At 42.7% G+C, this 24,545-nt stretch carries 18 protein-coding genes, 9 tRNA genes, 1 rRNA gene and 1 riboswitch; of the genes, 24 read left to right on the forward strand and 4 right to left on the reverse strand.

All coding sequences use genetic code 11. The annotated features are described in order from the left end of the window. The 23 genes from BLR65_RS26050 to BLR65_RS31165 form a co-directional block, all read left to right on the forward strand. Nucleotides 1-102 (forward strand): 23S ribosomal RNA (locus BLR65_RS26050); the annotation flags it as partial. Nucleotides 103-366: 264 nt separating this feature from the next. Next, nucleotides 367-442 (forward strand) — tRNA-Gln (locus tag BLR65_RS26055). Nucleotides 443-563: 121 nt separating this feature from the next. Beyond that, a tRNA-Lys gene (locus BLR65_RS26060) sits at nt 564-639 on the forward strand. Between the two features lie 3 nt (nt 640-642). Then, nucleotides 643-717: transfer RNA gene (locus BLR65_RS26065), tRNA-Glu, on the forward strand. 102 nt (nt 718-819) lie between these two features. Beyond that, nucleotides 820-895, forward strand: a tRNA-Val gene (locus tag BLR65_RS26070). 67 nt (nt 896-962) lie between these two features. Next, nucleotides 963-1,039 (forward strand) — tRNA-Asp (locus BLR65_RS26075). Nucleotides 1,040-1,140: 101 nt separating this feature from the next. Continuing rightward, nucleotides 1,141-1,216: transfer RNA gene (locus BLR65_RS26080), tRNA-Phe, on the forward strand. Nucleotides 1,217-1,221: 5 nt separating this feature from the next. Then, a tRNA-Gly gene (locus BLR65_RS26085) sits at nt 1,222-1,296 on the forward strand. A 6-nt stretch (nt 1,297-1,302) separates the two neighbouring features. After that, nucleotides 1,303-1,377: transfer RNA gene (locus BLR65_RS26090), tRNA-Cys, on the forward strand. Nucleotides 1,378-1,385: 8 nt separating this feature from the next. Further along, nucleotides 1,386-1,474 (forward strand) — tRNA-Leu (locus BLR65_RS26095). A 299-nt stretch (nt 1,475-1,773) separates the two neighbouring features. Next, entirely contained in the window at nt 1,774-2,391 is a 618-nt protein-coding gene (locus BLR65_RS26100) for a TetR/AcrR family transcriptional regulator (RefSeq protein WP_211285107.1), read from the forward strand. Between the two features lie 434 nt (nt 2,392-2,825). Further along, nucleotides 2,826-3,845 (forward strand): ketopantoate reductase family protein, encoded by a 1,020-nt coding sequence (locus BLR65_RS26105; protein WP_093797342.1) that lies wholly within the window; start codon nt 2,826-2,828, stop codon nt 3,843-3,845. A 61-nt stretch (nt 3,846-3,906) separates the two neighbouring features. Further along, nucleotides 3,907-4,845 carry a 3-hydroxyacyl-CoA dehydrogenase family protein gene (locus tag BLR65_RS26110; RefSeq protein WP_093797344.1) on the forward strand — a complete coding sequence of 313 codons (939 nt, stop codon included), beginning with the start codon at nt 3,907-3,909 and terminating at the stop codon, nt 4,843-4,845. A 108-nt stretch (nt 4,846-4,953) separates the two neighbouring features. Further along, nucleotides 4,954-5,946 (forward strand): phosphotriesterase family protein, encoded by a 993-nt coding sequence (locus tag BLR65_RS26115; protein WP_281241599.1) that lies wholly within the window; start codon nt 4,954-4,956, stop codon nt 5,944-5,946. Nucleotides 5,947-6,246: 300 nt separating this feature from the next. After that, nucleotides 6,247-7,872 (forward strand): class I adenylate-forming enzyme family protein, encoded by a 1,626-nt coding sequence (locus BLR65_RS26120; RefSeq protein WP_093797348.1) that lies wholly within the window; start codon nt 6,247-6,249, stop codon nt 7,870-7,872. A gap of 84 nt (nt 7,873-7,956) precedes the next feature. Next, entirely contained in the window at nt 7,957-9,273 is a 1,317-nt protein-coding gene (locus BLR65_RS26125) for a GntP family permease (protein ID WP_093797350.1), read from the forward strand. A 151-nt stretch (nt 9,274-9,424) separates the two neighbouring features. Further along, a complete protein-coding gene (locus BLR65_RS26130; RefSeq protein WP_093797352.1) occupies nt 9,425-10,993 on the forward strand; it encodes a 4-hydroxyphenylacetate 3-hydroxylase family protein in 1,569 nt (522 codons plus the stop codon). 86 nt (nt 10,994-11,079) lie between these two features. Beyond that, complete coding sequence (locus BLR65_RS26135; RefSeq protein WP_093797357.1) at nt 11,080-11,868, forward strand: SDR family NAD(P)-dependent oxidoreductase; 789 nt, start codon at nt 11,080-11,082, stop codon at nt 11,866-11,868. 118 nt (nt 11,869-11,986) lie between these two features. Then, the gene (locus BLR65_RS26140) at nt 11,987-13,813 is read left to right on the forward strand and encodes an acyl-CoA dehydrogenase (RefSeq protein WP_093797359.1); all 1,827 of its coding nucleotides are present in this window, start codon (nt 11,987-11,989) and stop codon (nt 13,811-13,813) included. 86 nt (nt 13,814-13,899) lie between these two features. Next, nucleotides 13,900-15,186 (forward strand): CoA transferase, encoded by a 1,287-nt coding sequence (locus BLR65_RS26145; protein ID WP_093797361.1) that lies wholly within the window; start codon nt 13,900-13,902, stop codon nt 15,184-15,186. Between the two features lie 71 nt (nt 15,187-15,257). Then, nucleotides 15,258-16,046 (forward strand): electron transfer flavoprotein subunit beta/FixA family protein, encoded by a 789-nt coding sequence (locus BLR65_RS26150; RefSeq protein ID WP_093797363.1) that lies wholly within the window; start codon nt 15,258-15,260, stop codon nt 16,044-16,046. Nucleotides 16,047-16,061: 15 nt separating this feature from the next. Next, on the forward strand, nt 16,062-17,072 hold the full coding sequence (locus BLR65_RS26155) for an electron transfer flavoprotein subunit alpha/FixB family protein (RefSeq protein WP_093797366.1): 1,011 nt from the start codon (nt 16,062-16,064) through the stop codon (nt 17,070-17,072). A gap of 220 nt (nt 17,073-17,292) precedes the next feature. Then, complete coding sequence (locus BLR65_RS31165) at nt 17,293-17,745, forward strand: hypothetical protein (protein WP_245693060.1); 453 nt, start codon at nt 17,293-17,295, stop codon at nt 17,743-17,745. On the opposite strand, the gene BLR65_RS29285 is transcribed toward BLR65_RS31165, so the two are convergent. The 4 genes from BLR65_RS29285 to BLR65_RS30195 form a co-directional block, all read right to left on the reverse strand. Further along, nucleotides 17,705-18,343 carry a hypothetical protein gene (locus BLR65_RS29285; RefSeq protein WP_143122662.1) on the reverse strand — a complete coding sequence of 213 codons (639 nt, stop codon included), beginning with the start codon at nt 18,341-18,343 and terminating at the stop codon, nt 17,705-17,707. The genes BLR65_RS31165 and BLR65_RS29285 overlap by 41 nt on opposite strands. Before the next feature lie 13 nt (nt 18,344-18,356). Then, nucleotides 18,357-19,658 (reverse strand): phosphomethylpyrimidine synthase ThiC, encoded by a 1,302-nt coding sequence (gene thiC / locus BLR65_RS26170; RefSeq protein WP_093797378.1) that lies wholly within the window; start codon nt 19,656-19,658, stop codon nt 18,357-18,359. A 62-nt stretch (nt 19,659-19,720) separates the two neighbouring features. After that, a riboswitch (TPP riboswitch) is annotated at nt 19,721-19,818 on the reverse strand. Between the two features lie 34 nt (nt 19,819-19,852). Further along, complete coding sequence (gene pyc / locus BLR65_RS26175) at nt 19,853-23,302, reverse strand: pyruvate carboxylase (RefSeq protein WP_093797372.1); 3,450 nt, start codon at nt 23,300-23,302, stop codon at nt 19,853-19,855. A gap of 152 nt (nt 23,303-23,454) precedes the next feature. Further along, nucleotides 23,455-23,613 (reverse strand): hypothetical protein, encoded by a 159-nt coding sequence (locus BLR65_RS30195; RefSeq protein ID WP_169716791.1) that lies wholly within the window; start codon nt 23,611-23,613, stop codon nt 23,455-23,457. Nucleotides 23,614-24,076: 463 nt separating this feature from the next. On the opposite strand from BLR65_RS30195, the gene BLR65_RS26180 reads away from it, so the two are divergent. Beyond that, nucleotides 24,077-24,545 (forward strand): 2-oxoacid:acceptor oxidoreductase family protein (locus BLR65_RS26180; RefSeq protein WP_093797374.1); only part of this gene is annotated, 469 nt, incomplete at its 3' end.

Raw genomic sequence — 24,545 nt, forward strand, 5'->3', positions numbered from 1 at the left:
AAGAAGTAAGGCCCCTTATAGATGATAAGGTAGATAGGCCAGATGTGGAAGTGGAGTAATCCATGGAGCTGACTGGTACTAATAGGCCGAGCACTTGACTTATAAGCAGCGAACCATGTTGTTGCGAGCCGAGAGGCGAAGCAAGAACATACGTGAGTCGCTTAGTTCTGAGCATAGCGAAGAACATCATTATTGTCGCGAGCCGTAAGGCGAAGTGAGAATGTGTGTAAGTCGCTTAGTTAGAGCGGAGCGATAACATCCTAAATGAATGTTTTAGCTCTGAACTAGCAACCAGTATCTAATTGTATGCAGTCTTTCTTCTATGCAGTTTTTAGGGAACATACTCTTACGAGATGTTCACCTTTTAGGGGTGTAGCCAAGTCGGTAAGGCAACGGACTTTGACTCCGTCATGCGTTGGTTCGAGTCCAGCCACCCCTGCCACTGATTCTACAAGGTAGCTACTAGCGTAGCTTTGAATTGTCTCCTGTTGCGTCTATGTTCAATGGGAGTAATCCTCAATACTGTAGAATGGCAGCATATAGTTTGTTCCCATTTAGACGTCGACCTACTAGCTCAGTCGGTAGAGCACCTGACTTTTAATCAGGGTGTCCCGCGTTCGAGTCGCGGGTGGGTCACCATCTGGCCCGTTGGTCAAGCGGTTAAGACACCGCCCTTTCACGGCGATAACGGGGGTTCGATTCCCCCACGGGTCACCATAAGCAGAGAGCCAGGTTTCTACGAGCGAAAGCGACATAGAAACCTGTGCGAATCGCTTAGTTCTGAGCGATAGCGAAGAACATCCATTCTATTAGTTACACGGGCGATTAGCTCAGCTGGGAGAGCGCCTGCCTTACAAGCAGGATGTCGGCAGTTCGATCCTGTCATCGCCCACCATCCTCGATATTCGACGCTAGACGCATTCGATAAAATCGAAAATCTAAAGTTGAAAATCGAATCATGCGGCCCTGTGGTGTAGCGGTCTAACATGCCGCCCTGTCACGGCGGAGATCGACGGTTCAAATCCGTTCAGGGTCGCCATAAGCAGCGAACCAGGTTCTCACGAGCCGAGAGGCGAAATGAGAATCTGTGTGAGTCGCTTAGTTCTGAGCGATAGCGAAGAACATCCTATTTATTTAAATGCCTCGGTAGCTCAGTCGGTAGAGCAGAGGACTGAAAATCCTCGTGTCGACAGTTCGATTCTGTCCTGAGGCACCAGCTAAGCGGAAGTAGCTCAGTGGTAGAGCATCGCCTTGCCAAGGCGAGGGTCGCGAGTTCGAATCTCGTTTTCCGCTCCATTTTATGGCGACATAGCCAAGTGGTAAGGCAGAGGTCTGCAAAACCTTTATCCCCCAGTTCAAATCTGGGTGTCGCCTCCATCATTTATGCCGGGGTGGCGGAACTGGCAGACGCACGGGACTTAAAATCCCGCGGGTAGAAATACCCGTACCGGTTCGATTCCGGTCCTCGGCACCAATATTTATTAAGGCTTCGCAGTATATGTGAAGTCTTTTTTCTATTTTTTAGGACAAATTTAACTAGCGCTTGACAAAAAAAAAGATATTTAGTAGTATTACTAAAAAAAGTAATTACTCGCTGCCGGCATTCTTAAGACTAAAATGATTTAGTTATTATACGGATGTTTTCTGCAGCTACAGTAGTTATAAAACGATCTTATAATGATTGAATTTTCTTGATAGGAGGAAACATAAACGGACAGCAATAAAAAGCAAAAACAGGGGAATTATGCTATTTCTTCTGCTAAAGATGATGAATTGATTGAAAGTAAACACATACAAATAGTCGAAGGTGCGTTAAAGCTTTTTTTCGCACAAGGATTTCATCCAACTACTATTCGTGAGATTGCAGAATCATGTAATATGTCTATGGGTCAGCTCTATCATTACATTTCTTCTAAAGATGACGTATTGTATTTGGTACATAAGTATTTTCATCAGCTTAGGGCTGACTTTATTAAAGCTCAGAATATTGAACAGTATGCTACGCCAATGGAAAGACTTATTAAGTATTTAGAAGCTAGTATGATCTTTGTTAGTGAGAATAAAAAATTAATACAATTAATTTCTACAGAGACAAAATATTTAAGAAAAGAGTATTTAAAAGAAGTTTTACAGATGGAGCAAGAAGATACAATTGATAATTACTATCAATTATTAGCGGACTTAAATAAGGAAATACCAATTAACGGTGATTTAGAGGTACTAGCCAGTATATTAGCTTATTTAGTAGCATTTTTTTCTTTGAAAGGCTGGACTGTAAACGATAAATCTACAGATGATGTTAATCGTTGCTTATTTAATTTTATATTTAACGGTTTAGGACAGGATGTTCTAAACGAGTATGAAAAAAGTAAGACTAGTATATCTGTTTAGAGAGGCGAGCCATTATCTTGGATTAAACAAGGGAACTGAGTATTATCCATTTGGGCAAGAAGGCCTAAGGTTGAAGTTAGTTAATAACAGAGACTATTAGTTTGCGGCATGTCTTATTCCCAAAGTTGGAGTACAAATAGTTTGTGCAAGAAAGGCTGGCGCAGACTGTTTTTTTTTGGAGTTATATAAATTCCTTAGAGGGCTTGGCATAAAGCAAGTCATTTCTTCGCATTGCTAAAAAACTTTGTTACCGAATATACAAAATTTTCTTGACGAAGCTGATTGACTATGCTATCCTAAATTTGGAACGAGCGTTCTATCTATGACAAAAAATCTAAATATAAAAAATATTTAAAGAATCACACCAAACTTAAAACAAGCAAAAAATTTGATTTGTTGGTTTCTGAAATATAATAAAATAGGAGGGCTGCTTAATGAGAATGGCAGTAATGGGGGCTGGTTCTCTCGGAACAATTCTCGGTGCTTTGTTAGCGAAAAATGGCTATGATGTTGATCTGATTGACGTAAATATCGCTCATGTAAAAGCACTTAACGAAGGGGGTGCCCAAATTGTTGGTCTTATGGATTTAGTTCAGCCAGTTAAGGCGTTAACCCCGGAAGAAATGCATGAACAGTATGACATTATCTTCTATTTGGTTAAGGCCACCTATAATGAAGGAGCTTTACCCTATGTAAATAAATATCTGAAATCCAATGGAGTAGTAGTAGTAGGACAAAATGGGTTACCGGAAGAAGCTGTAGCTGCAGTTGTTGGTAAAAACAGAGTAATTGGTCAAATCACAGGTTGGGGAGCAACTTGGATGGAGTCTGGCGTCTCCAAATTAACCTCGCAACCGGACCACATGACTTATCATATTGGTGAACTCGATGGTAAGGTGACCGAACGGCTAAAAAAGGTAGCGGATATATTATCTAAAGCTGGTAAACCGGAAATTGTCACGAACTTAATGGGGATTAGGTGGACGAAAATGACTTCTAACTGCTGTTTTAGTGGTATGTCAGCTGTGGTGGCAGGCAACTTTGGCGATGTAATAGATAATCCGAAAGCGGTTAGATGTTCGGCACATATACTAAATGAATCTATGGCTATTGCCAAAGCCGCCGGAGTGAAGCCGGAGGTTTTTCAGGGAGACGATTTCACCAAGCTGACATTCGAAACGGAAAAAGAATTGGAGATAAAAGTACCCGGTATTAGAGCTATTGTTGAATCTCATCGCAATATCAGAACAGGGATACTATATGATATCGAAGCTGGAAGGTACCCGGAAGTAGATACCACTTTTAACGGAAATCTGTGTAGATTAGGGGCTAAATATGGCGTTTCAACACCGGTCAATCAACAGGTGACGGACATAATCCGTGCTCTGGCAAATGGTAAACTAAAAATTGATCCTGCTAATGTAGACAGGATTGAATTACCGAAGCTTCCATAAAAGCAAAAATCGGGTAGATTAGTAAGCCCGAAATATAATTAATTAAATAGGGAGAGTTGTTATGTTTGAAAATTGGAAAATATTAATTGTAGGTGCTGGTACTATGGGGAGTGGTATTGCACAAGTATTTGCCAGCAAGGGTTTTCAAGTAATTCTTAGTGATAAATTTCCAGAACAACTTATCCGTGCACAAGAAAGAATTAGTAACGACGTGGATAATTTGATCAAAGAGGGCTTAATAACTCAACAAGAAGCTGAAAAAGCTAAGACATTAATCGCTTATGAACCTGATCTTACGAAATGTGCTTCCCAAGCAAATTTCGTGGTGGAAAGTATTTTTGAAAATGCTGATGCTAAAAGAGAAATCTTCTCACAACTTGATAAACTATGTACTTCAGATTGTATTTTCTGTAGTAACACCTCAGCTTCAAATATATTTGAAATTGCTCAAGTATCGCATCCTGAACGGTTATTAATTACTCACTTTTTTAATCCACCCTTTATCATGGCGTTGGTAGAGGTAGTTATGGGGCCGAAGACCTCAGGCGAAACGCTTGATAAAGTAAAAGCATTACTTACTCAGTTAGGCAAAGAGCCAGCAATAATTAAACAATACATTCCCGGCTTTATTGTCAATCGGATAGCAACGGCTATTACAAGGGAAGCTGGCTATATGGTAACTGAGGGATGGACAACGGCGCAAGATATCGATAGAGCGCTAAGAAATACGAGTGGCATTCGCTATGCTTTTGAGGGACCTATGGCATTATATGACATAGTTGGTTGGGATTTGACCACATCTGTATCAAAGGATATTCATAAAACATTATGTAATGATACCGAAGTCAATTCTTTGGGCAACGAACTCGTTGCTAAAGGGGAGCTTGGCTTGAAATCAGGTAAAGGGGTATTTGATTATACAGGGGTAGATCCGCAACAGTTTCTAAATGAAAGATCAGCTAAAATTGTCAAAATGATAAAAGCTGTCAAAGAACTATAATGGTTTCGGATTGATTATGATGTATTGTCTCGGCTATTCCAAATTTACAGAAGAGTAAAACTGTTCGGGGATTTTCTGTAAATTACATGAGCTATATGTTAAAAAGGAGTGGTTAAGACGCTTGAAAAATTAAGTACAGTTACGGGCTCGATTGATGGGAATAATGTAGGGAAAACTTTGATGCATGAGCACTTCGTATTTGGCTATCCTGGTTTTGCAGGGGATAAAACATTCGGGCCATTTGACAGAAAAAAAGCGCTTGAAATAAGTATAGCCGCTGCGGAACGGGCCAAAGCTTATGGTGTTCAGACAATAGTAGATGCAACGCCAAATGAGTGCGGCAGGGATGTAAGAATCTTAAAGGAAGTATCCGAAAAAACCGGGGTAAATATTGTCTGTGCGACAGGCTACTATTTTGAAGGTGAAGGAGCAAGTGCATATTTTAAATTCCGCAATGCATTGGGGGATGGACTGAAAGAAATTTATGAGCTAATGCTAAGGGAAGTTACTGAAGGGATAGACGATACGGGCATAAAAGCGGGAGTCATAAAACTTGCCTCAAGTAAGAATATTATTACGGATTATGAAAGGATGTTTTTCAAAGCCGCTGCCAAGGTTCAAAAGGAAACCGGTGTTCACATTATTACTCATACCCAGGAAGGAACTATGGGTCCGGAGCAAGCGGAATTACTTCTTGCGGAGGGGGCTGATCCCAATAGAATTATGATTGGCCATATGTGCGGCAATACTGATATAAAATATGCTGCTCAAGTACTGGAAAAGGGTGTATATATCGGTTTTGACAGGTTTGGACTCGAAGGTTTTATCGGTTGTCCAACAGATAGAGAAAGGGAAGCACTGGCAGTATCTTTACTTGCACTCGGGTATGAAGACAAAATTATGTTTTCTCATGATACCGTCAATGTTATGTTAGGGCGGACGGTAGTATTTCCGCCGGCACTTAGGGAGATTATGGCTAATCAACATATTGCAAGAATTTTTGAGATTATTATACCTGATCTAAAGAATATGGGTGTGACGGATGAGCAGATTGAAAAGATAATGATCAAGAACCCTGAACATTTTTTTCAGATGAAGTAAAAAAATATGAACCTTTTTTTTACGTTAATTTTTGGGTATGCTATTCAACTTGTGTAGAATGAGCGTTCCATCTACGTTGGAATTTTTAAAATATAATATTTTAGGGGGGGACTAGTAAGGGAGTGGGAACGTAAGAAAATGCAAGGAAGAATACGGGCAGTTAAATTTCCTAACAGATCCTGGGTGCCAGACGAAAATAAGAAGATGTTTTTTCATGTCGGTATGATGGGCATATCAGCCTATGGTATGATTATGATGGTTTCCACTGCAGCTGTTATTTAAACTAAGGTAGGCGAAATCATGAGACCGCAAATGCCAATTATACAATTGGAGACACAACCTTATTTAAAGGGAAGACGTTTAGAATTTGAGAGTATAGCCCAAATGCTGACCATACGGTCATGGGAAACTCCGGAAGCGCCACACGTGTATTACTATGATCAAAAATTAACTTATAGAGATACCAACGAGCGGGCAAACCAGGCAGCTAATTTCCTTAAAGAAAAGGGTGTCAAAAAGGGCGATATTGTGGCGGTGATGATCAGGAATGCTCCAGAAATCTACTATGCTATGTGGGGTGCTCAAAAACTGGGAGCGGTAGCCCTAGCCATAAATTATTGCTTAAAGGGCCCGGAAATTGCCTATGTGCTGAATGATGCTAAGCCGAAGGTAGCTTTTGTTGGCAGTGACTATATCGATGAATTTGCCAAGGGCCTTGATCAAACCCAAGCTAAGCCCTATGTAGTTGAAGCTGTAACAGCTATAGCTCACGAATCAGCTATAGCGCAAAAAAAATTTGCCGATATTTTGAATCAGTATCCCACAGATGAATGTCTAGTCAAACAAAGCCTTGATGATCCGTTCTTGTTACTATACTCATCCGGTACTACCGGCCAGCCCAAGGGAATTTTGCTTTCTAATAGGGCACAGCTTGCGCAATGCCGAAATATTACCCGGCAGGGTTATATTAAGGGCAATGATGTTATGATGATTATGCTGCCCATGTTTCACACCAATCCCTTGTGCGTGTTTACTTACCCAATGAGCTATGCTGGGCAAGCTCTATGTATCCGTAAGAAATTTTCTCCCCATGAATTTTGGCCAGCGGTTATGCAATACGGAATTACCATTATTATGGGTGTACCTACCATGTTTGATTATATCTTATGTAAGGTTGAGCCGACTGATATTGATCTATCCAAAGTAAAAATACGCTATGCATTTACCGGCGGTGCCTCGCTTTCGTTGGCAACACGGAGAACGTTTAAGAAAAAATATAATATAGACTTTTTAGTTGGCTATGGTCTCACCGAGGGATGTGGCGGAAATACTACTGAGCCTGCTCTCGGGCGTTTTAAGGATGGGTCATGCGGGATGACCCATTCGGAGGAACAGATTGAGATCATGGATGAAGATGGTAACATACTGCCCAACAATATAGACGGTGAAGTTTGCATTAAGGGTGACTGTGTTATGATGGGCTATTTGAATAAACCTGAGCAAACTGCGGAAATCATGCGGGGAGGTTTTTTGCATACAGGTGATATAGGCCATTTTGATGACGATGGTTATCTATATATTGTTGATCGTAAAGGGGACATGATTATACGCGGAGGAGAGAATATCTATCCACGCCAGATAGAGATTGTCCTGGAAGAGCACCCGCTGGTCGCTGAGGTTGCGGTAATCGGCGTTCCCGATAAGTACCTAGGTCAGCAAGTTAAGGCCTATATTGTATCCAGACAAAAAGGAAAAATGACTGCTGAGGTGACTAGACAGTGGTTGCTGGAACGTATGGCTAAGTATAAAGTACCCGAATTGTATGAGTTTGTCGATCGACTCCCCCGAACGCCAAGTGGTAAGGTTCAGAAGTTTAAGCTGATTGAGCAAAACAGTCCTGGTCATAACTGCAAATCATTATTTTAGATTTTAGAAGCTGTCGTAAGGAATAAACAACTTTAAAATGATTTTTAATGTAAATATAATAAATAAAAACTGGGGGTGGTTATTATGAGTTGGTTAGCACCTGCAGGTATTATTTTGGGGATTGCTCTATTGGTTTATTTAGCGATTAGAGGTGTTAACATCGTAGTTATTGCGCCGTTGGCGGCAATAGTAATTATTTTTACCAACGGCATGTCTTTGCATGAGGCATTTTTTGTCGGCAAGACATCGTATTTAGCGGGAATTGGCGGTTTTATTACCGGCTTTCTGCCAATATTTATATTAGGTGCGGTATTGGGTAAATATTTGGAAGACAGTAAAGCAACAATAACCATTGCCAATAGTATCTTTAAATTGACCGGTAAAGAAAATGCTTATGCGGTTTTAATAGCGATAGCATTAATATCCGCAGTATTAACTTATGGTGGTGTAAGCTTATTTATTGTAATCTTCACAATTGTTGCGCTTGCCAGACCAATTTTTAAGGAATTAAATTTGCCGTGGCGCCTAGTAATGGTACCAATGATTTTCGGTGGTACGACATTTACCATGACCATGGTGCCGGGGACGCCATCAATACAAAATGTTATACCCACCACATTAGGAACGACGCTTGCGGCCGCACCCTTGATGAGCATTGTTGTTACCATAATTTCAATGATACTTGGCTTAGTGTATATGAAATGGCAGCTGAAAAGTGTTTTGGCTACAGGAGAGCATTACGAAGAGAGTGGTCAAGTGATAAATTCCGATGTAAATCCGAACGAGTTACCCTCGCTTTTGGCATCAGTACTACCCATGCTAGTTTTAATTGCCATCATACTCATCGGTAGTGCAATGCATATTTCCAATATAATAGTTCCAGCACTATTGGCTGCGGTTATTGTGGCGGCTCTTGTGCTAGTTAACCATATACCAAATCAAATTAAGACGCTTAATGCGGGAGCAACCAATTCCTTATTGCCCATTATTTTTACTGCTGCAGCGGTAGGCGTTGGCAGTGTCGTAGCTTCGGCTCCGGGGTTTAAGTTATTGCAAGGCGGTATGAGTAGCCTGCCTGGAGGAGCATTAACTCAAATACCGCTGATAACCGGATTTCTTGCCATGGTTACGGCTTCAGCATCCGGTGCTTTGGGAATTGCTATTCCTATATTCGGCAAATCATGGCTAGCTTCCGGTGTATCACCCGAGGTCGTGCATAGAATTGCCGCTATGGCTTCTTCAACATTTTCCGCTATGCCCCAAAGTGGTTTTATATTTTCTTGCATGGCGGTTTTTGGTTTATCGCACAAAGAAGTTTATAAACACATTTTTTTCCTGGGCTTAGTCGGAGGCAGTGTTTGTCTAATAGTGGCAATGTTCATGGCAGTCGTCATTTATTAACGGCAGTAATTCATTCTTCACATTAATACAAAATGTTCATAATTGTCTTGACGTAAATATTTGGATATGCTATTCTAACTTCATAGAACGAGCGTTCCATCTATATCAAATTTTTTTCAAAATATAAAAATATTTAAGGGGGAATTAAACCATGGGAATTGGAACTTATGAAGCCTACAAAGAAAGACTGCTCAAAATGAAACCAAACGTATATTTAAACGGTAAAAAAGTTGACCGGTCAGGCAGCTGGATTGACGGTGGCTGCTACGTTATGAAGCAGTGTTATGATTTGGCTAATGATCCTGAGTATGAGGATGTATGTACGGCTACTTCTCATCTTACCGGCAAGAAAATTAACCGTTTCACACACATTCATCAGTCCAAGGAAGATTTACTTAATAAACAATTAATGACAAGACTGCTTTGTCAGCATGTCGGCGGCTGCACTCAGCGCTGCATGGGCTCAGACGCGCTCAATGCCATTGCGGTAGTCTCCTTTGACTGCGATGCGGCTTGCGGTACAAAGTATCATGAACGCTTTAACAAGTATCTTTTATACTGCCAGGAAAATGATCTTATATGCAACTGTGCTCAGACTGATGTAAAGGGGTCGCGTAATCCAAAGTATAAGAGAGCCCATATGCAACCTGATCCTGACCAGTTTGTCCATATAATCAAGACGGATGTGGACGGCATAGGCATTGACGGAAAACCTTGTAAGGGCATTATCGTGCGCGGGGCAAAAATCTGCAATTCCAATGCGCCGTATGTTGATGAAATTATTGTTAATCCGACCAAGTTTATGGGAAAAGGCGATGAGGGTTATGCAATATCTTTTGCTTTGCCGGCCGATTGGGATGGCATTAAGCTTATGGCGCTTCCTGGTCAGCATCACAAAAGGAAACACATTCAGGCCCCGTTTAATCAAGTCGGCGACGTAGAATCACTTACGATATTTGATGATGTATTTGTTCCTGAAGATAGGGTGTTTTTAAATGGCTTTGATCATCCGGATGCGGTTCAGTATGCCGGTTATCTTGCACTCATGTTTGCTCATTTCCACAGACATTCCTATACAGGCTGCAAGACAGCAGTTTCCGAGGTTATTGCCTCACAGGCAGCGTTGGTGGCTGATGTAAATGATATTGCCAAAGAGCCGCATGTGCGTGAAAAAATATGTGAAATCATTAGTACGGCAGAATTGGTATTTGCAGCCGGTCAGGCTTCGGCAATACGGGCAGTTAAATTTCCTAACGGGTCCTGGGTGCCGGACGAAATTTTAACCAATGCAGGCCGCAAACTGGCAGGCCAAAAAATTTACCATGAATATGAAACACTGGCAGATCTGACAGGCGGCATTTGTGCATCACTGCCAACGGAGGAATCTTTCTATGATCCTGAGACAGCTGATCTTTGCAACAAATATATCATGAGAAATCCGGATTATACAGCGGAACAGACACATAGAGTCATGCGCATGATGGAGGATAAGCTTTGTGATCCTTTTGAGGCGGCCCAGGCTGTTGCCGGCGTACACGGCGGCGGGTCACCGCTGATGGAGACCATTACGATGATGAGCCGCTACGACCTTGAATCGCTGAAAGATATTGCAAAATATCTTGCTGGTTTTGAAGGCGTAAAGTGTCCTCGTTATGAACGCAAGACAGTGACACCAAGAGCTATGCTGGATAAATTTAAGAAGACTCAGATAGAAAAATAATAAGAGGACGAATAATGCGGTGTTGTGACGAGCAGTACGGCTCGTCCAATGCCTGACACGTTCATATAATTGGGGAGGGAATTTTGATGGCCAAGGAAATTAAAAAACCTAGCTTTGATTTGAGCGATAAGGTAGCTATTGTTACTGGGGGCACAAAAGGAATTGGCTATGCCATTGCATCTACCTTTGCCATGTACGGATGTAATGTGGTTATTACCAGTCGTACCCCGGATGACTGTGAACGGATTGCAAAAGATATCAATACTCTTTATGGCGTTAAATGTCTAGGTATTGCTGCTGATTCTTCTAATAAAGAAAATATCGGTGCCGTGGTTGCCAAAACGGTTGAGGCTTTTGGTAAGATAGATATTCTCATCAATAATGCAGGTATCAGTGGTAAAACCGCTAGCCTTTTGGAACAGACTGAGGATAACTTTATGAAGGTTATCAACACCAATCTTAAGGGCTGTTTCTTGTTCGCAAATGCGGTTGCCGCTCAAATGGTGAAACAGGGTAAAGGCGGGAAAATTGTAAACATTGCTTCTGTTGGCGGCCTTATCGGCGGTAAAAGTGTTGCTCCTTATGGCGCTTCAAAAGCTGGTGTTTTAAGCCTTACTAAGACTATGGCTAACGAGTGGGCCCGATACGGTATTACGGTAAATGCAGTTTGTCCCGGATATGTCATTACTGAGCTTAATGAAGACATTTTTGCTAATCCGGAGATTAAAGCCAAGATGGAAAAAAGAACAGCAGTCCGGAGATTGGGATGTGTGGAGGAAATTGCCGGTCCGGTATTAGCAATGGTTTCCGATTGCTTTAGTTATATGACAGGCACTTATATCCTGCTAGATGGCGGGCAAACAATCGGCGGCTAATTAATATTTAAATAACGCTGTAACCTTTATTAGAAGGCTACAGCGTTATTTAAAAACAAAGAATACATTGATAAGTGGTTCGATTATTTGAGAATATTTTTATGCAGGGGGAATCACTGTGGCAGGTACAAAATTTTTATACGATAAGAGAGAAATTAAATTTGTTCTGAACGAATGGTTGGATATGGACAAATTATTTTCTTTTCCAGAATATCAAGACTGCGTTGGCATCATTGATCCTATCATTGACAATACATATAATATCTGTCGAGACGAAATTGCTTTGATTAATGACGACTCGGATAAAATAGGTGTTCATTTTAAAGATGGCAAAGTAATCACTCCTGATTCATTTAAAAAAGCTTATCAAGTTATTAACGATGCCGGTTTGGGCGCAGTCAACGCTGACCGTGAAGCAGAGGGGCGCCTTCCTTTAACTTTAATCCAGGCCAACTATGAGATGCTTAGTCATGCCTGTCTTGCATTTACGGGCTTCTGGGGATTGACTTCCGGAGCGGTATCGGTTATTCAGCAGTTTGGCAGTGAATTTTTAAAGCAAAAGTTCTTACCCAACATGTTAAATGGCAAGTGGGGCGGGACCATGAACCTGACCGAACCAAATGCTGGTACTGATGTTGGAGCAAACGTTACCAAGGCTTTTCCCACTGATGAGCCGGGTGTTTACAAAATTAAAGGCCAAAAATTATTTATAACGGCTGCTGATCATGACCTTTGTGAAAATTTCATTCATCTGGTATTGGCCCGCACGGAAATTGCCCGCCCGGGTACAGCAGGGTTATCGTTGTTTATCGTTCCTAAATATTGGGTAAATGATGATGGTACCCTCGGTGAATTTAATGATGTTATTACCACCGGAATCGAAGAAAAAATGGGTCAGCATGGTTCTCCTACCTGTGCCTTGTCGTATGGTGAAAATGATAATTGTCGCGGCTATATTATTGGTAATCCGCCGGATGAAAGCGGTAAAGGCGAAGGCATTGCACAGATGTTTGTCATGATGAATGAAGAACGGTTAAATACCGGGACACAATCTCTTGCGGCGGCATCGGAAGCTTATCTGTTGGCCAGGGAATATGCTAAGGTAAGGGTACAAGGCAAGAAGTTTACAGATCCTAAAGGCCCTAATGTACGCATTATTGAACATGAGGATGTTCGCCGGATGCTGATGTTACAGAAATCGTATGTAGAAGCAATCCGCGCCCTGATTTTCAAGAGCTGCTATTATCTGGATTTGGCTCATAGCTCTAAAGATCCTGACGAACGCGAGTTTGCTGATGGAATGTTCCAAATCAGTAATCCGATGTGTAAAGCGTATGCCTCGGATTTGTCGTGGCCATTAATTGGCGAGGCTATACAGGTTCACGGTGGTTACGGCTACATATCCGAATATCAGGTTGAACAATTGGCACGTGATTCTAAAATTAATTCCATTTGGGAAGGAACGGACTTTATCCAGTCTTTGGATCTGGTGGGACGTAAATTTGGTCTGAATAAAGGAAAAGTGTTTAAAACTTGGATTGAGGATATCGGCAATTTTATTGAGGCTAACAAAGACAACGCCGGTTTTGAACAAGAAATTAAAATCCTGCAAGCTGCGTTTGAAGATTACAACGCGATAATTGAGCAGTTGAGGCAATATATGAAAGACGGTAAAACCCAGATGATGCCATTATTCTCCACTCGTATTCTGCATGCTTCTTCCATGCTTTACTGTGCAAGACTGATTCTTGACCAAGGAGTATTGGCCAGTAAGAAGTTAGCAGAAGTAAGCGAGGGCAATACTGATGCAAAATTTTATAAAGGGAAAATTGCCAGTGCCCGTTTTTATGTCAAGAATGTTTTGCCGGAGGTTGCTGTTATTCGCAAAGTTGTGGAAATCGGTGATACTTCCGCCATCGACATTGATGAAGAATGTCTGGGTTAATTCAATGTAATGCAAATTTATGACTATGCGGGCTGACATCCTAATGTGGTGTGTCGCGATATATACATTAGAAGGAGGAAAGAATTATGAATAGATGGGAAAAAGTGGAACGTAAAGCAGCGCCCCTTTTTGCGCCAACTTTCGGCCCCCTTTCCGGAATCAGGGTTCTGCTAAACGGAACCGTCGTGGCAGCTCCCTTCTGTGCTACGATGATGAGTGACTTTGGTGCCGAGGTGATTGCTCTCGAACGGCCCAAAGTAGGCGGCGATCCAGCCCGCCATCAGAAACCGCAGGTTGTTGCAGGCGACAAACATATCGGTGGCGGCTGGGTGCAAAACTCCCGAAACAAACTAAGTTTTGCCCTGGAGACCAACCTGAATATTCCGGAATCCAAAGAAATCTTTTTGTCGCTGATTAAGAACTCCGATGTCTGGATTGAAAACATGGTTTGGCTTAACAAGCTGGGAATCTCCGATGAAATGTTAATGGCGGTCAATCCCAAATTAGTCATCTGTCACATCAGCGGTTACGGAACATCTAGATTTGGCGGTGATCAGCGCCATATAAACCGACCCGGCTACGACCCTTTGGGACAGTCTGAATCCGGTTGGTCTTTGCTGCAGGGTTATCCTGACCGTGAACCTTACTATGCGCAACAGTATGTAGGCGACTACCTGACAGGCTTAATGGCAGTCAACGGAATTTTGATGGCTTATATGAATGCTCAAAAAAACGGCAAGGGGCAAAGCATCGATGCTAGCTTGACGGAAAGCTGGATGAGGGTAATGGATGACAATTTTGTCCTCTGGACCGCAAGCCAAACCCTCAAACACAGACAGGGGGTCATGCAGACTGCTTACCAGCCGGCAGGTATTTTTGAATGCAAGGACGGAGGATTTATTAATCTTGGTTCCTATGGCAAGAACGCTTACAATAACGTATTAAAAGGCTTTGGCATCGATTCGGAAAAGTATTCCTACGAAGAATGCAGCAGCTCGCCGGAAGCGGTTGCCAGTCCACTGGGCCGCGAACTGGATGGTATTTTCAAAAAATTCTTTAAAGAACATACGGCCCAGGAAGCAATAAACATCTGCATTGACAATAAGATCTCAGCCGCGCATATTAAAACCGCTGAAGAAGTTTACAATGAACCGCACTGGCACAAGCGAGGCGATTGGGTAAAATATACCGATCAGACTCTAAACAAGGAGGTTGAAGCCTTTGGTATTATGCCCAAACTCTCCGACACTCCGGGTCAAGTATGGCGTGGCGCTCCGGCTTTAGGGCAAGATACAGAAAAAATTCTTACAGATCTGCTGGACTACAGTGCTAGTGAAATCGAAGCTTTAAAAGGTAAAGGTGTTATTGACTGAATAGCTAACAATCTCATAAAAATCCAGTTGCAAGAGAAGCACTTAAGTAACGGCTAAAGGAGGAGTAGTTTATGGATATTTTAGTTTGTGTAAAGCAGGTACCGGATACAGCAGAGATAAAAATAGATCGGGAAACGAATAGACTGATTCGCGATGGTGTGCCAAGTATCCTAAATCCATTTGATGCCAATGCCTTAGAAGCGGCGGTTCAGCTAAAAGAGGCTAACGGTGGCACGGTAACCGCACTGACCATGGGGCCGGAGCAAGCCAAAAACATGCTGAAGGAATGTATCTCACTTGGCGCTGACAAGGCAGTGCTGGTAAGCGATAGAGTGTTTGGCGGGTCTGATACCTTGGCGACAAGTTACATATTGGCCAGTGCCATTAGAAAGCTAGGCAAGTTTGACCTTATTCTTTGCGGCAAGCAGGCCATCGACGGCGATACCGGGCAAGTTGGGCCGGAAATCGCAGAACATCTGGGACTAGCTCAATTAACCTTTGTCGCGAAAATAGATATTAAGGGCGACACGATTACTGTTGACAGAGAGCTTGAAGAAGGTTATGAAATTGTAGAAGCCAAGCTGCCGGCAGTAGTAACGGTTGTCAAATCCATTAATACTCCCAGATATCCGTCTATCAAGAGTAAAATGGCCGCGAACAGAGCAAAGATAGATGTCATTACTGCTGCCGATTTACCGGAAATCAATCCGGAAAAAATAGGCCTTAACGGTTCACCGACGAGAGTAAAGAAAACATTTACCCCTCCCAAAAGAGAGTCTGGCATTAGAATTTGTGAAGAAACCGGCAGTGCAGCAGCATTAAAATTAGTTGAAAAATTAGTGGCAGCTAAACTTGTTTAAGGGGGAGTGAAAATAATGAATATTGCTGACTATAAAAATGTGTGGGTATATATTGAACATGCTCACGGCGAAGCAAAAAATGTAGGTTTGGAGTTATTAAATCAAGCCCGGATTTTGGCTGACGCTAATCAGGAAAAAGTTGTTGCTGTTGTTATTGGCAAAGCTGTTGACGCGGCAGTTAAATCGGCGGTTGCTTATGGCGCTGATGAAGTGTTGCTGGTAGAAGGCGACGAATATAAGGACTATACTACCGATGCCTATACCAATGCTCTGGTGAAGTTAGTCGAAAAATATAAACCTTCGGTTCTCTTAATCGGAGCTACCAATAACGGCAGAGATTTAGGTCCGCGGGTTTCATCACGCCTGAGTACAGGTTTGACTGCCGATTGCACCGGACTTGCGATTAACGAGGCAACCAGAGATGTCGCATGGACCAGACCGGCATTTGGCGGTAACCTGATGGCTACCATTTTATGTTCTGATACCAGGCCACAGATGGGCACAGTAAGACCCGGCGTATTTAAAAAAGCTGAGCCCGATAGCGGTAGGAGTGCACCGACTATCAAGGAAGAGATTCATACGCCTGCAGAGATGATTCTCACAAAAGTAGTCGACTTGATTAAAGCGGTAAACGACTCTGGCGTTAAGCTAGAAGAAGCAGATATAATCGTTTCCGGCGGCAGAGGTATGGGTAAACCTGAGAACTTTGTCTTACTCAAAGAATTTGCCGATCTTCTGGGCGGAGCTGTTGGAGCATCAAGGGCAGCTGTGGATGCAGGCTGGATGCCTCCTTTGCAGCAGGTAGGCCAGACAGGCAAAACAGTAAGTCCTAAGATTTATTTTGCTTGCGGTATTTCGGGAGCTATACAGCACTTGGCAGGCATGTCCTCTTCGGATGTTATTGTAGCCATCAATAAAGATCCTGAAGCGCCGATTTTTGATGTGGCCGATTATGGCGTTGTAGCTGATTTATTTGAGGTTATTCCTGTTCTCATTGAAGAAATTAAGAAAATTAAAGCGAAATAAAAATTCGCTTAGAAGATAATTCTGCAATAAAAAGAGGATGGTTGAACTTCAAATGCGGGGTGCTACGTGGATTTGGAAGTCATTGTTGTGTATTTTTTGCATAATGATGCTGAACCGCTAAAGTAATAGGGCAGATGAGTCTAAAAAAACCTCCTCTTTTTATTTTTTTGGCACCTTGTCATTAGGCAAAGGTGTTTTGTTTTGCTTGGAAGTCATATGCATGCGAAATCAGATGTCAGCCAGTATTCAGCAGATAACCGCTAATGCCAACCAGGTAGCTGATAATTCGGCTCAGGCAGCCGGAAAAGTAAAAAATGGTGATAAAGCGGTAGAAAACAGCAGTAGTTCAGATGAAGCAAATCGAAGCAACAGTCACAACATCAGCCCAGGTTGTATGCTGTTGGCGTTGAAATTAATGCCAATCATGTCAGAAGAAAAACCGACGGAGTTGTTACGGCGGTGGGAAAAACGGTTCATCGTGGGCGAACTATTATTGTCTGGGATATCAGAATTGCGAACGAAGCCGGAGACCTTATCTGTATTGCCAGATGTACTATGGGTGTATTTCCTAAATAGGATAAAAAAGTGGTACTGTACACAAATAAACTGTGAACAGTACCATAGATTTTTTATTAGACAGATGATTGACGTTTCGGTTCTGCATAATAGTTAACTTGCTGAGTTCTATTGCTTGAGAAGTGAGTGGCTAATAGCTCCCCAACGTCTTTGAGAATTGCGAAGAGCAGTGCCGGGTTAATCAGTTCAACACTATATCCATATGTACTGACATAGGGTTGATTATTGTAAGTAGTTAAGGCCACACTACTGCCTTCTGCGTAATTATTGTGTTTTTGAATTCTGGTATTCATCACATCAAGCAAATCAAATGAACGGAGATATTCTGCCGCAATACCGGTAGTTTCCGCCAGCATTCGGCAGAGCCTGCCTAAGTCTCGCCTGTTAGGTTCCGGTTCTAGTAAGATATCTGGCCTTGCTACCTGGAGCAGTTGATACAAAGCAGTTTCAATACAGCGAAAGACTGAACCGAATAAGGTGTAGGTAATAAACCACTGGAAATAGTTTTTGCTAGCATAGCCGAGAGATGTAATACGGCATTGTAGAACATACTCTTGGCGGCAGCAGGTTAATGAATAAAGCATATTTTTGAAAAATAGGTGGTTTGAATAAGTGTGATCACATATTAGCAGTAGTTTCGATCGATAAAAATCGATTAGCTCTTGTAGTTGCGCAATTTCCGAAACTTTTACCATGTGATTACCCAACCTATAAGATGCTTAAATCTTCCCCATGAAGAATCTTCTTCATATTCTTCATGGGGCACATTTTACCGCACATGGTACAGGTATCTTCGCATTCTGGCTTGGATTCTTTCCGGTATTGTGTAGCTTTTTCCGGATCAATAGACAGTTCAATCATCCGCGGGAAATCTACATCAGCGCGAGCTGCACTCATCTGATTATCCCATTCGCGTGCGCCGGGAATTCCCTTGGCAATATCACCGGCATGGGCAGCAATGCGGGCAGCAATAATGCCTTCTTTTACGTCATCAAGAGTGGGTAAACGAAGATGCTCAGCCGGAGTAACGTAGCACAGAAAATCCGCACCATTTGCTGCGGCAATGGCACCCCCAATGGCGCTGGTGATATGATCATAGCCAGGGGCAATATCAGTAACAAGCGGTCCTAAGACGTAGAAGGGAGCGCCATGGCACAGCTTCTTTTCTAATTGCATATTAGCAGCAATTTCGTTAAGAGCCATATGGCCGGGGCCTTCGATCATAACTTGAACATTTCTGGCCCAGGCGCGTTTGGTTAGTTCACCCAGGGTGATGAGCTCTTCGATTTGCGCAGCGTCGGTAGAATCATTAATAGAACCAGGGCGACAGGCATCACCCAGGCTGATAGTCACATCATACTTTTCACAAATATCCAGGAGACGGTCGTAATACTCATAGAATGGATTTTCCTGATTGTTAAGTTCCATCCAGGCAAACAGTATGGAACCGCCGCGGGAGACAATATTGGTGAGACGCTTGTTGTTTTTCACCCGTTCGGCTGTTTTACGGTTCATGCCGCAGTGGATGGTCATAAAATCTACGCCGTCCTCAGCGTGGCGTTCAACGACTGAGAAAAATTCATCAACGGTGATATCCTTCAGGTCTTTATCCAGCATGCCTATGGCATCATACATTGGTACTGTACCAATCATGACAGGGGCTATTTCGATAAGCTTACGCCGGAATTCCCTGGTTTTACCGTAGCAGCTTAGATCCATAATGGCTTCCGCTTTTAATTCAATGGCTTTTTTGGCTTTTTCCAGTTCGAGTTCCATATCATAACAGTCTTTGGATACGCCCAGATTGACGTTGATTTTAGTCCTGAGCTTTTCGCCGACGCCTTTCGGGCTAAGACTGGTATGATGCCGGTTGGCGGGAATCGCAACCTTACCGCTGGCCACTAGCTGACGGAGCAGCTCAGGTTCCAGATTTTCCTCCCGGGCTACTAGCCGCATTTGTTCCGTAATGATGCCTTTTTTGGCAGCATCCATTTGGGTTGTGTACATAATAAAACCTTCCCCCTTGATTATATTTTTAGCTATAGTAGGGGGAAGGAAGCAAGCTTCATTTTGCTTAAATATGAATGCTTTCCTACGGTGGTATTAACCACATCAGGTTCGAGGGTTGGAGTAATATCCTCTCAGCCGTTGGGCACCCCTAGCTATAACTAATTAACGAATAGACTTGACACGGAGCGTCTTGATTATGCTTTGGCCACTTTCAAGAGCTCGATCAGTAAATCACCTGTTTCCACAGGATCTTGCGGTTTGATATAAAGCTCCTTAATAACACTGTCAAAAGGCGCTTGGATTGTTGTTTCCATCTTCATCGCTTCTGTGACTATTAAAGGTTCGCCTTTCTTTACGTGATCTCCTTTTTCCACCAAAACTTTTATTACTTTTCCTGACATAGAAGCACCAATTTGATTGGAATTGTCTTTGTCGGCTTTAACGCGGGAGACAATGACTGCTTTAATATTTTTATCCTTGACAACTACCTCACGCGGCAGGCCGTTTAATTCAAAGTTCACAATCCGGGTTCCGTCAGGCAGCGGGTCTTCAATGGAAACAAGTTTGATAACAAGCGTTTTTCCTTTCTCGATGTCCACTCTGATTTCTTCTCGAATATTTAGACCATAGAAGAAGGTTACAGTATCCAGAATCGATACATCTCCATAGGTATTAACAAAATTAGCCCAGTCTAAAAATACTTTAGGATACAAGGAATGACCAAGAACATCACAGGCGGTTACCGGCCGCTGCAGGACGCCTGTTAAGCTGTCGCGGATTTCGGCAAAGTTTGCGGCCTCCAATGTTTCTCCCGGCCGGGTGGTTAACGGTTTTTTGCCCTTGAGAATAATGCGCTGGAGTTCTTTGGGAAACCCCTGATAGGGCTGGCCGATATTGCCGGAGAAGAATTCAACGACAGAGTTTGGAAAGGACAAGGTATCGCCGATGTCATAGATGTCGTCTTCTGTCAGATTATTTTCCACCATGTATAAAGCCATATCGCCGACAATTTTAGAAGAAGGGGTTACTTTTATAATGTCGCCAAACATATCGCTAACTTGCCGGTAAACTTGTTTAACTTTTTCCCATTGATTCTCCAGACCGAGTGATTTAGCCTGTTGGCGCAAATTGCTATACTGACCGCCAGGCATTTCATGGTCATAAACCTCGGAGTTGGGGAACAGAAGACAGCTTTCAAAGTCTTTATAATAAGCGCGAACATCTTCCCAGTAATGGGATAGTTCATTTAAATTATGGATATTAGTGTTGGGCTGTCGCACATGACCTTCTAAGGCATGAAAGAGAGTATTGGCGCTTGGTTGCGACGACATGCCGGCAAAGGAGGCAATCGCAGTATCAACGATGTCTACCCCGGCGTCAATGGCCCGGGCATAAGCATAGATGCCATTGCCGCTGCCATCATGCATATGCAGGTGAACCGGAATTTCGACAGCGTCTTTTAGCGCCGAAATTAATTGATAAGCAGCTTCCGGTTTTAGTAAACCGGCCATGTCTTTGATGCACAGAATATGGGCACCGGCTTTTTCGATGTCTTTTGCCATATTAACGTAATATTTTAAATCGTATTTTGGCCGTGAAGGATCAAGAATATTACCGGCATAGCATAAGGCTACTTCAGCGACTTTGCCTGCCTGGCGTACCGCATCAATGGCGACAGTCATTCCTTCGAGCCAGTTTAGGCTGTCAAAAATGCGGAAAACGTCAATTCCCATTTCAGCGGAATATTTTACAAAGGCTCGAATGACATTATCGGGATAGCTGGTATAACCTACGGCATTAGAGCCGCGGAGCAGCATTTGGAACAAAATGTTCGGGCATTCTGTTCTTAGCGCTGCAAGCCGTTTCCAGGGATCTTCCTTTAAGAACCGATAGGCAACATCAAAAGTGGCGCCGCCCCACATTTCTAAGGAAAATAAATTAGGCAGCATATGGGCAGTTGGCGAAATAATATTGAGCATATCCCGTGTGCGCACACGGGTTGCCAATAATGATTGGTGCGCATCACGGAAAGTAGTGTCTGTTAACAAAACTTCTTTTTGGTCTTTAATCCAGCGGATAAGTCCTTCAGGGCCTTGCTGATCAAGGATTTGCTTGGTGCCATGCGGGAGTGTGCCCCTTGGGGTCTGGGGAAGCCGAACCGGCGGAAGACTTGGTTTGAGGTGTTGGGGCACGCCCGGGAACCCGTTTACCGTGGTTTCTGCGAGATATTTTAACAGTTTACTGCCTCTGTCTAAAGGTTGAGGAAATACAAAAAGTTCCGGAGACGTATCAATAAAGGTGGTATAGTAATGGCCGCTTAAAAAGTCCTCATGGTTGACTACATTGTATAGGAAGGGGATGTTAGTTTTTATACCGCGAATGCGGAACTCACCCAGACACCGCTTCATTTTGGCAATTGCGCTTTTATGGGTTAGGCCCGAGGTGGAGACTTTAACCAATAAAGAATCATAGAAAGGGGTAATCACAGAGCCCGTGTACGCATTGCCGGCGTCAAGCCGTACGCCAAAGCCGCCGCCACTGCGATAGGCCGTTATTTTTCCTGTATCAGGCATAAATTGATTCGCAGGGTCCTCTGTAGTTACCCGGCACTGGATGGCGTGGCCGTTACAGGCAACATAACTTTGCTCGGGAATGCCAATCCCCTCATCACGTAAACTGGCACCATCGGCAATATAAAGCTGGGCCTGCACAATATCAACACCGGTGATCATTTCGGTGATGGTATGTTCTACTTGAACACGGGGGTTGACCTCAATAAAATAATATTGCTGGTCAGGCGTAACCAAAAACTCTACAGTGCCCGCGCTCACATAACCAACAGTTTTCATCAATTTTACAGCGGCATTGCAGATTTCATGACGTAGCTCATCTGACAGGGAAATACTGGGGGCGATTTCAATGACCTTTTGATGGCGGCGCTGCACGGAACAGTCTCTTTCATATAAATGGATCACATTGCCCTGCTGGTCGCCTAAGATCTGTACTTCGATATGCTTGGGAAATTCCAGCAGGCGCTCAAGATAGATTTGATCATCGCCAAAGGAGGCCTTGGCTTCTGATTTAGCCCGCAGATAAGATTCTTCAATTGCGGCCGCAGAGCGGACAATGCGCATACCCCGGCCACCGCCGCCAAGGATGGCTTTAATGATGAATGGATATCCATAATTGGCAGCAAAAGCTTTGACATCCTCTACGCTATGTACAGGCCCATTGCTTCCCGGAATTACCGGCAGGCCGGCAGCGACGGCCTGTGTGCGGGCGTTGATTTTATCGCCAAACATGGCTAAATGCTCAATCGTTGGCCCAATGAAGATAATCTCTTCTTCTTTGCAGCGTTTGGCCAGGTTAATATTTTCGGATAAGAAGCCATAACCAGGATGAATCGCGTCTGCCCCGTGGGCCTTCGCTATTTTTATGATACCTTCGATATCGAGGTAGGCATCAACAGGACTTTTATTTTCGCCTACCAAATACGCTTCATCGGCTTTATAACGATGCAATGAAAAAATATCTTCTTTAGAATAAATAGCTATCGTATGAATTCCTAATTCATAACAGGCGCGAATTACCCGAATAGCAATTTCTCCCCGATTGGCAACTAATACGGTCTTAATTTTTTTCATTCATTTTTTCCCTCCTAAAACAAAGCAGTAATTCCATTAGAAAAAAACAACTGTAATTCAAAATTTACCACCGATTTACAAAAAACACAAGACGTAAACGGAAAAAACCGGGGTAATAGTTATATTTTAAGAGGAAATAATAAGTTATTCATTTATAATTCAATGTTTTTGGCATAGTCAACGTAACTTTTCGCCAAAGCTTTAATTTCTTTAATAAAGAGCTGTAGCAGCGAAGTACCGGACGTGGGGCTGGTACTAGATTTTGTTTTATTTGGCAGGCAACTTTTTGCTTTAATGTCAGCGGCTGCCATAGGTGTTCCTCCCCTAATTAAATCCATTAACTACAATAATATGGAAAATAATGTAACGCAATTATAGGATAACTTTTAAGGTGTATTTAGTCAACTAAACAGTAACAAAAATAAATAAAGTAATAAAAATAAATCTAAATTATTTCTAAAAATCCATTTAATGGTAAATACCATGAATTATATTTACAAAATTATCCTTATTTACCATATGGTAGTCAAGCTTATACTTGTATTTTATAATTGTAGATGTAAGATGTTCCCATGAAATAGGTTAGTCATCCGCAGTAATTGCTTATAAAGTCTGAAGATTGTAAATTTTTAATCATGGCTATAAGCTATGACCTGCGTCAGGTATCTTAAAAATAACGGCGGATTTTCTGCCCACGGGGGTGGTGGCTAAAGAACGGTAAACGGTACTATGGTCACCTGTGTTTCAACTCAAGAAAATAAAGGGGGAGAGAAAATGACACTGGCGGTTGCTGTAGACGCCAAAATGCAGGAAGTAACAGTATGGACAAGGGGAGTAACCCTAGCCAAAGAAGCACGTGATAGTGCTACCCTGCTAGCCAAGGCTGGTAGCCTCGAAGGAAAGTACAATCAATTCTTCGACAACTATGTTGATTTGCCTGACCGGATCAACGTTCCCGTTAAGAGCTATGCCCGTATAAGCCCAGAGCCAATCGAGACATATTACGAGTATGAGAATTATCGTCCTGATATCGTTGTACTGGCCGAAGAAACATTGGTAAAAGGCAATGATATTCTAAAAGGGTGTAAGGACGGCTGCGTGGTTGTAATCAATACAAAACGCGACATTAATAAGTTGGTTAAATACATGTCTCCAAAAGAAAACTTAAGCAAAGTAAAAGCCGTCGCCGCTATTGATGCAGATTCCCTGGGAGCCGGCGTATTCCATACCTTTGACGGAACCG

The organism is Sporomusa acidovorans, assembly GCF_900101845.1.
In the GTDB taxonomy this organism is placed as follows: Bacteria; Bacillota; Negativicutes; order Sporomusales; family Sporomusaceae; genus Sporomusa; species Sporomusa acidovorans.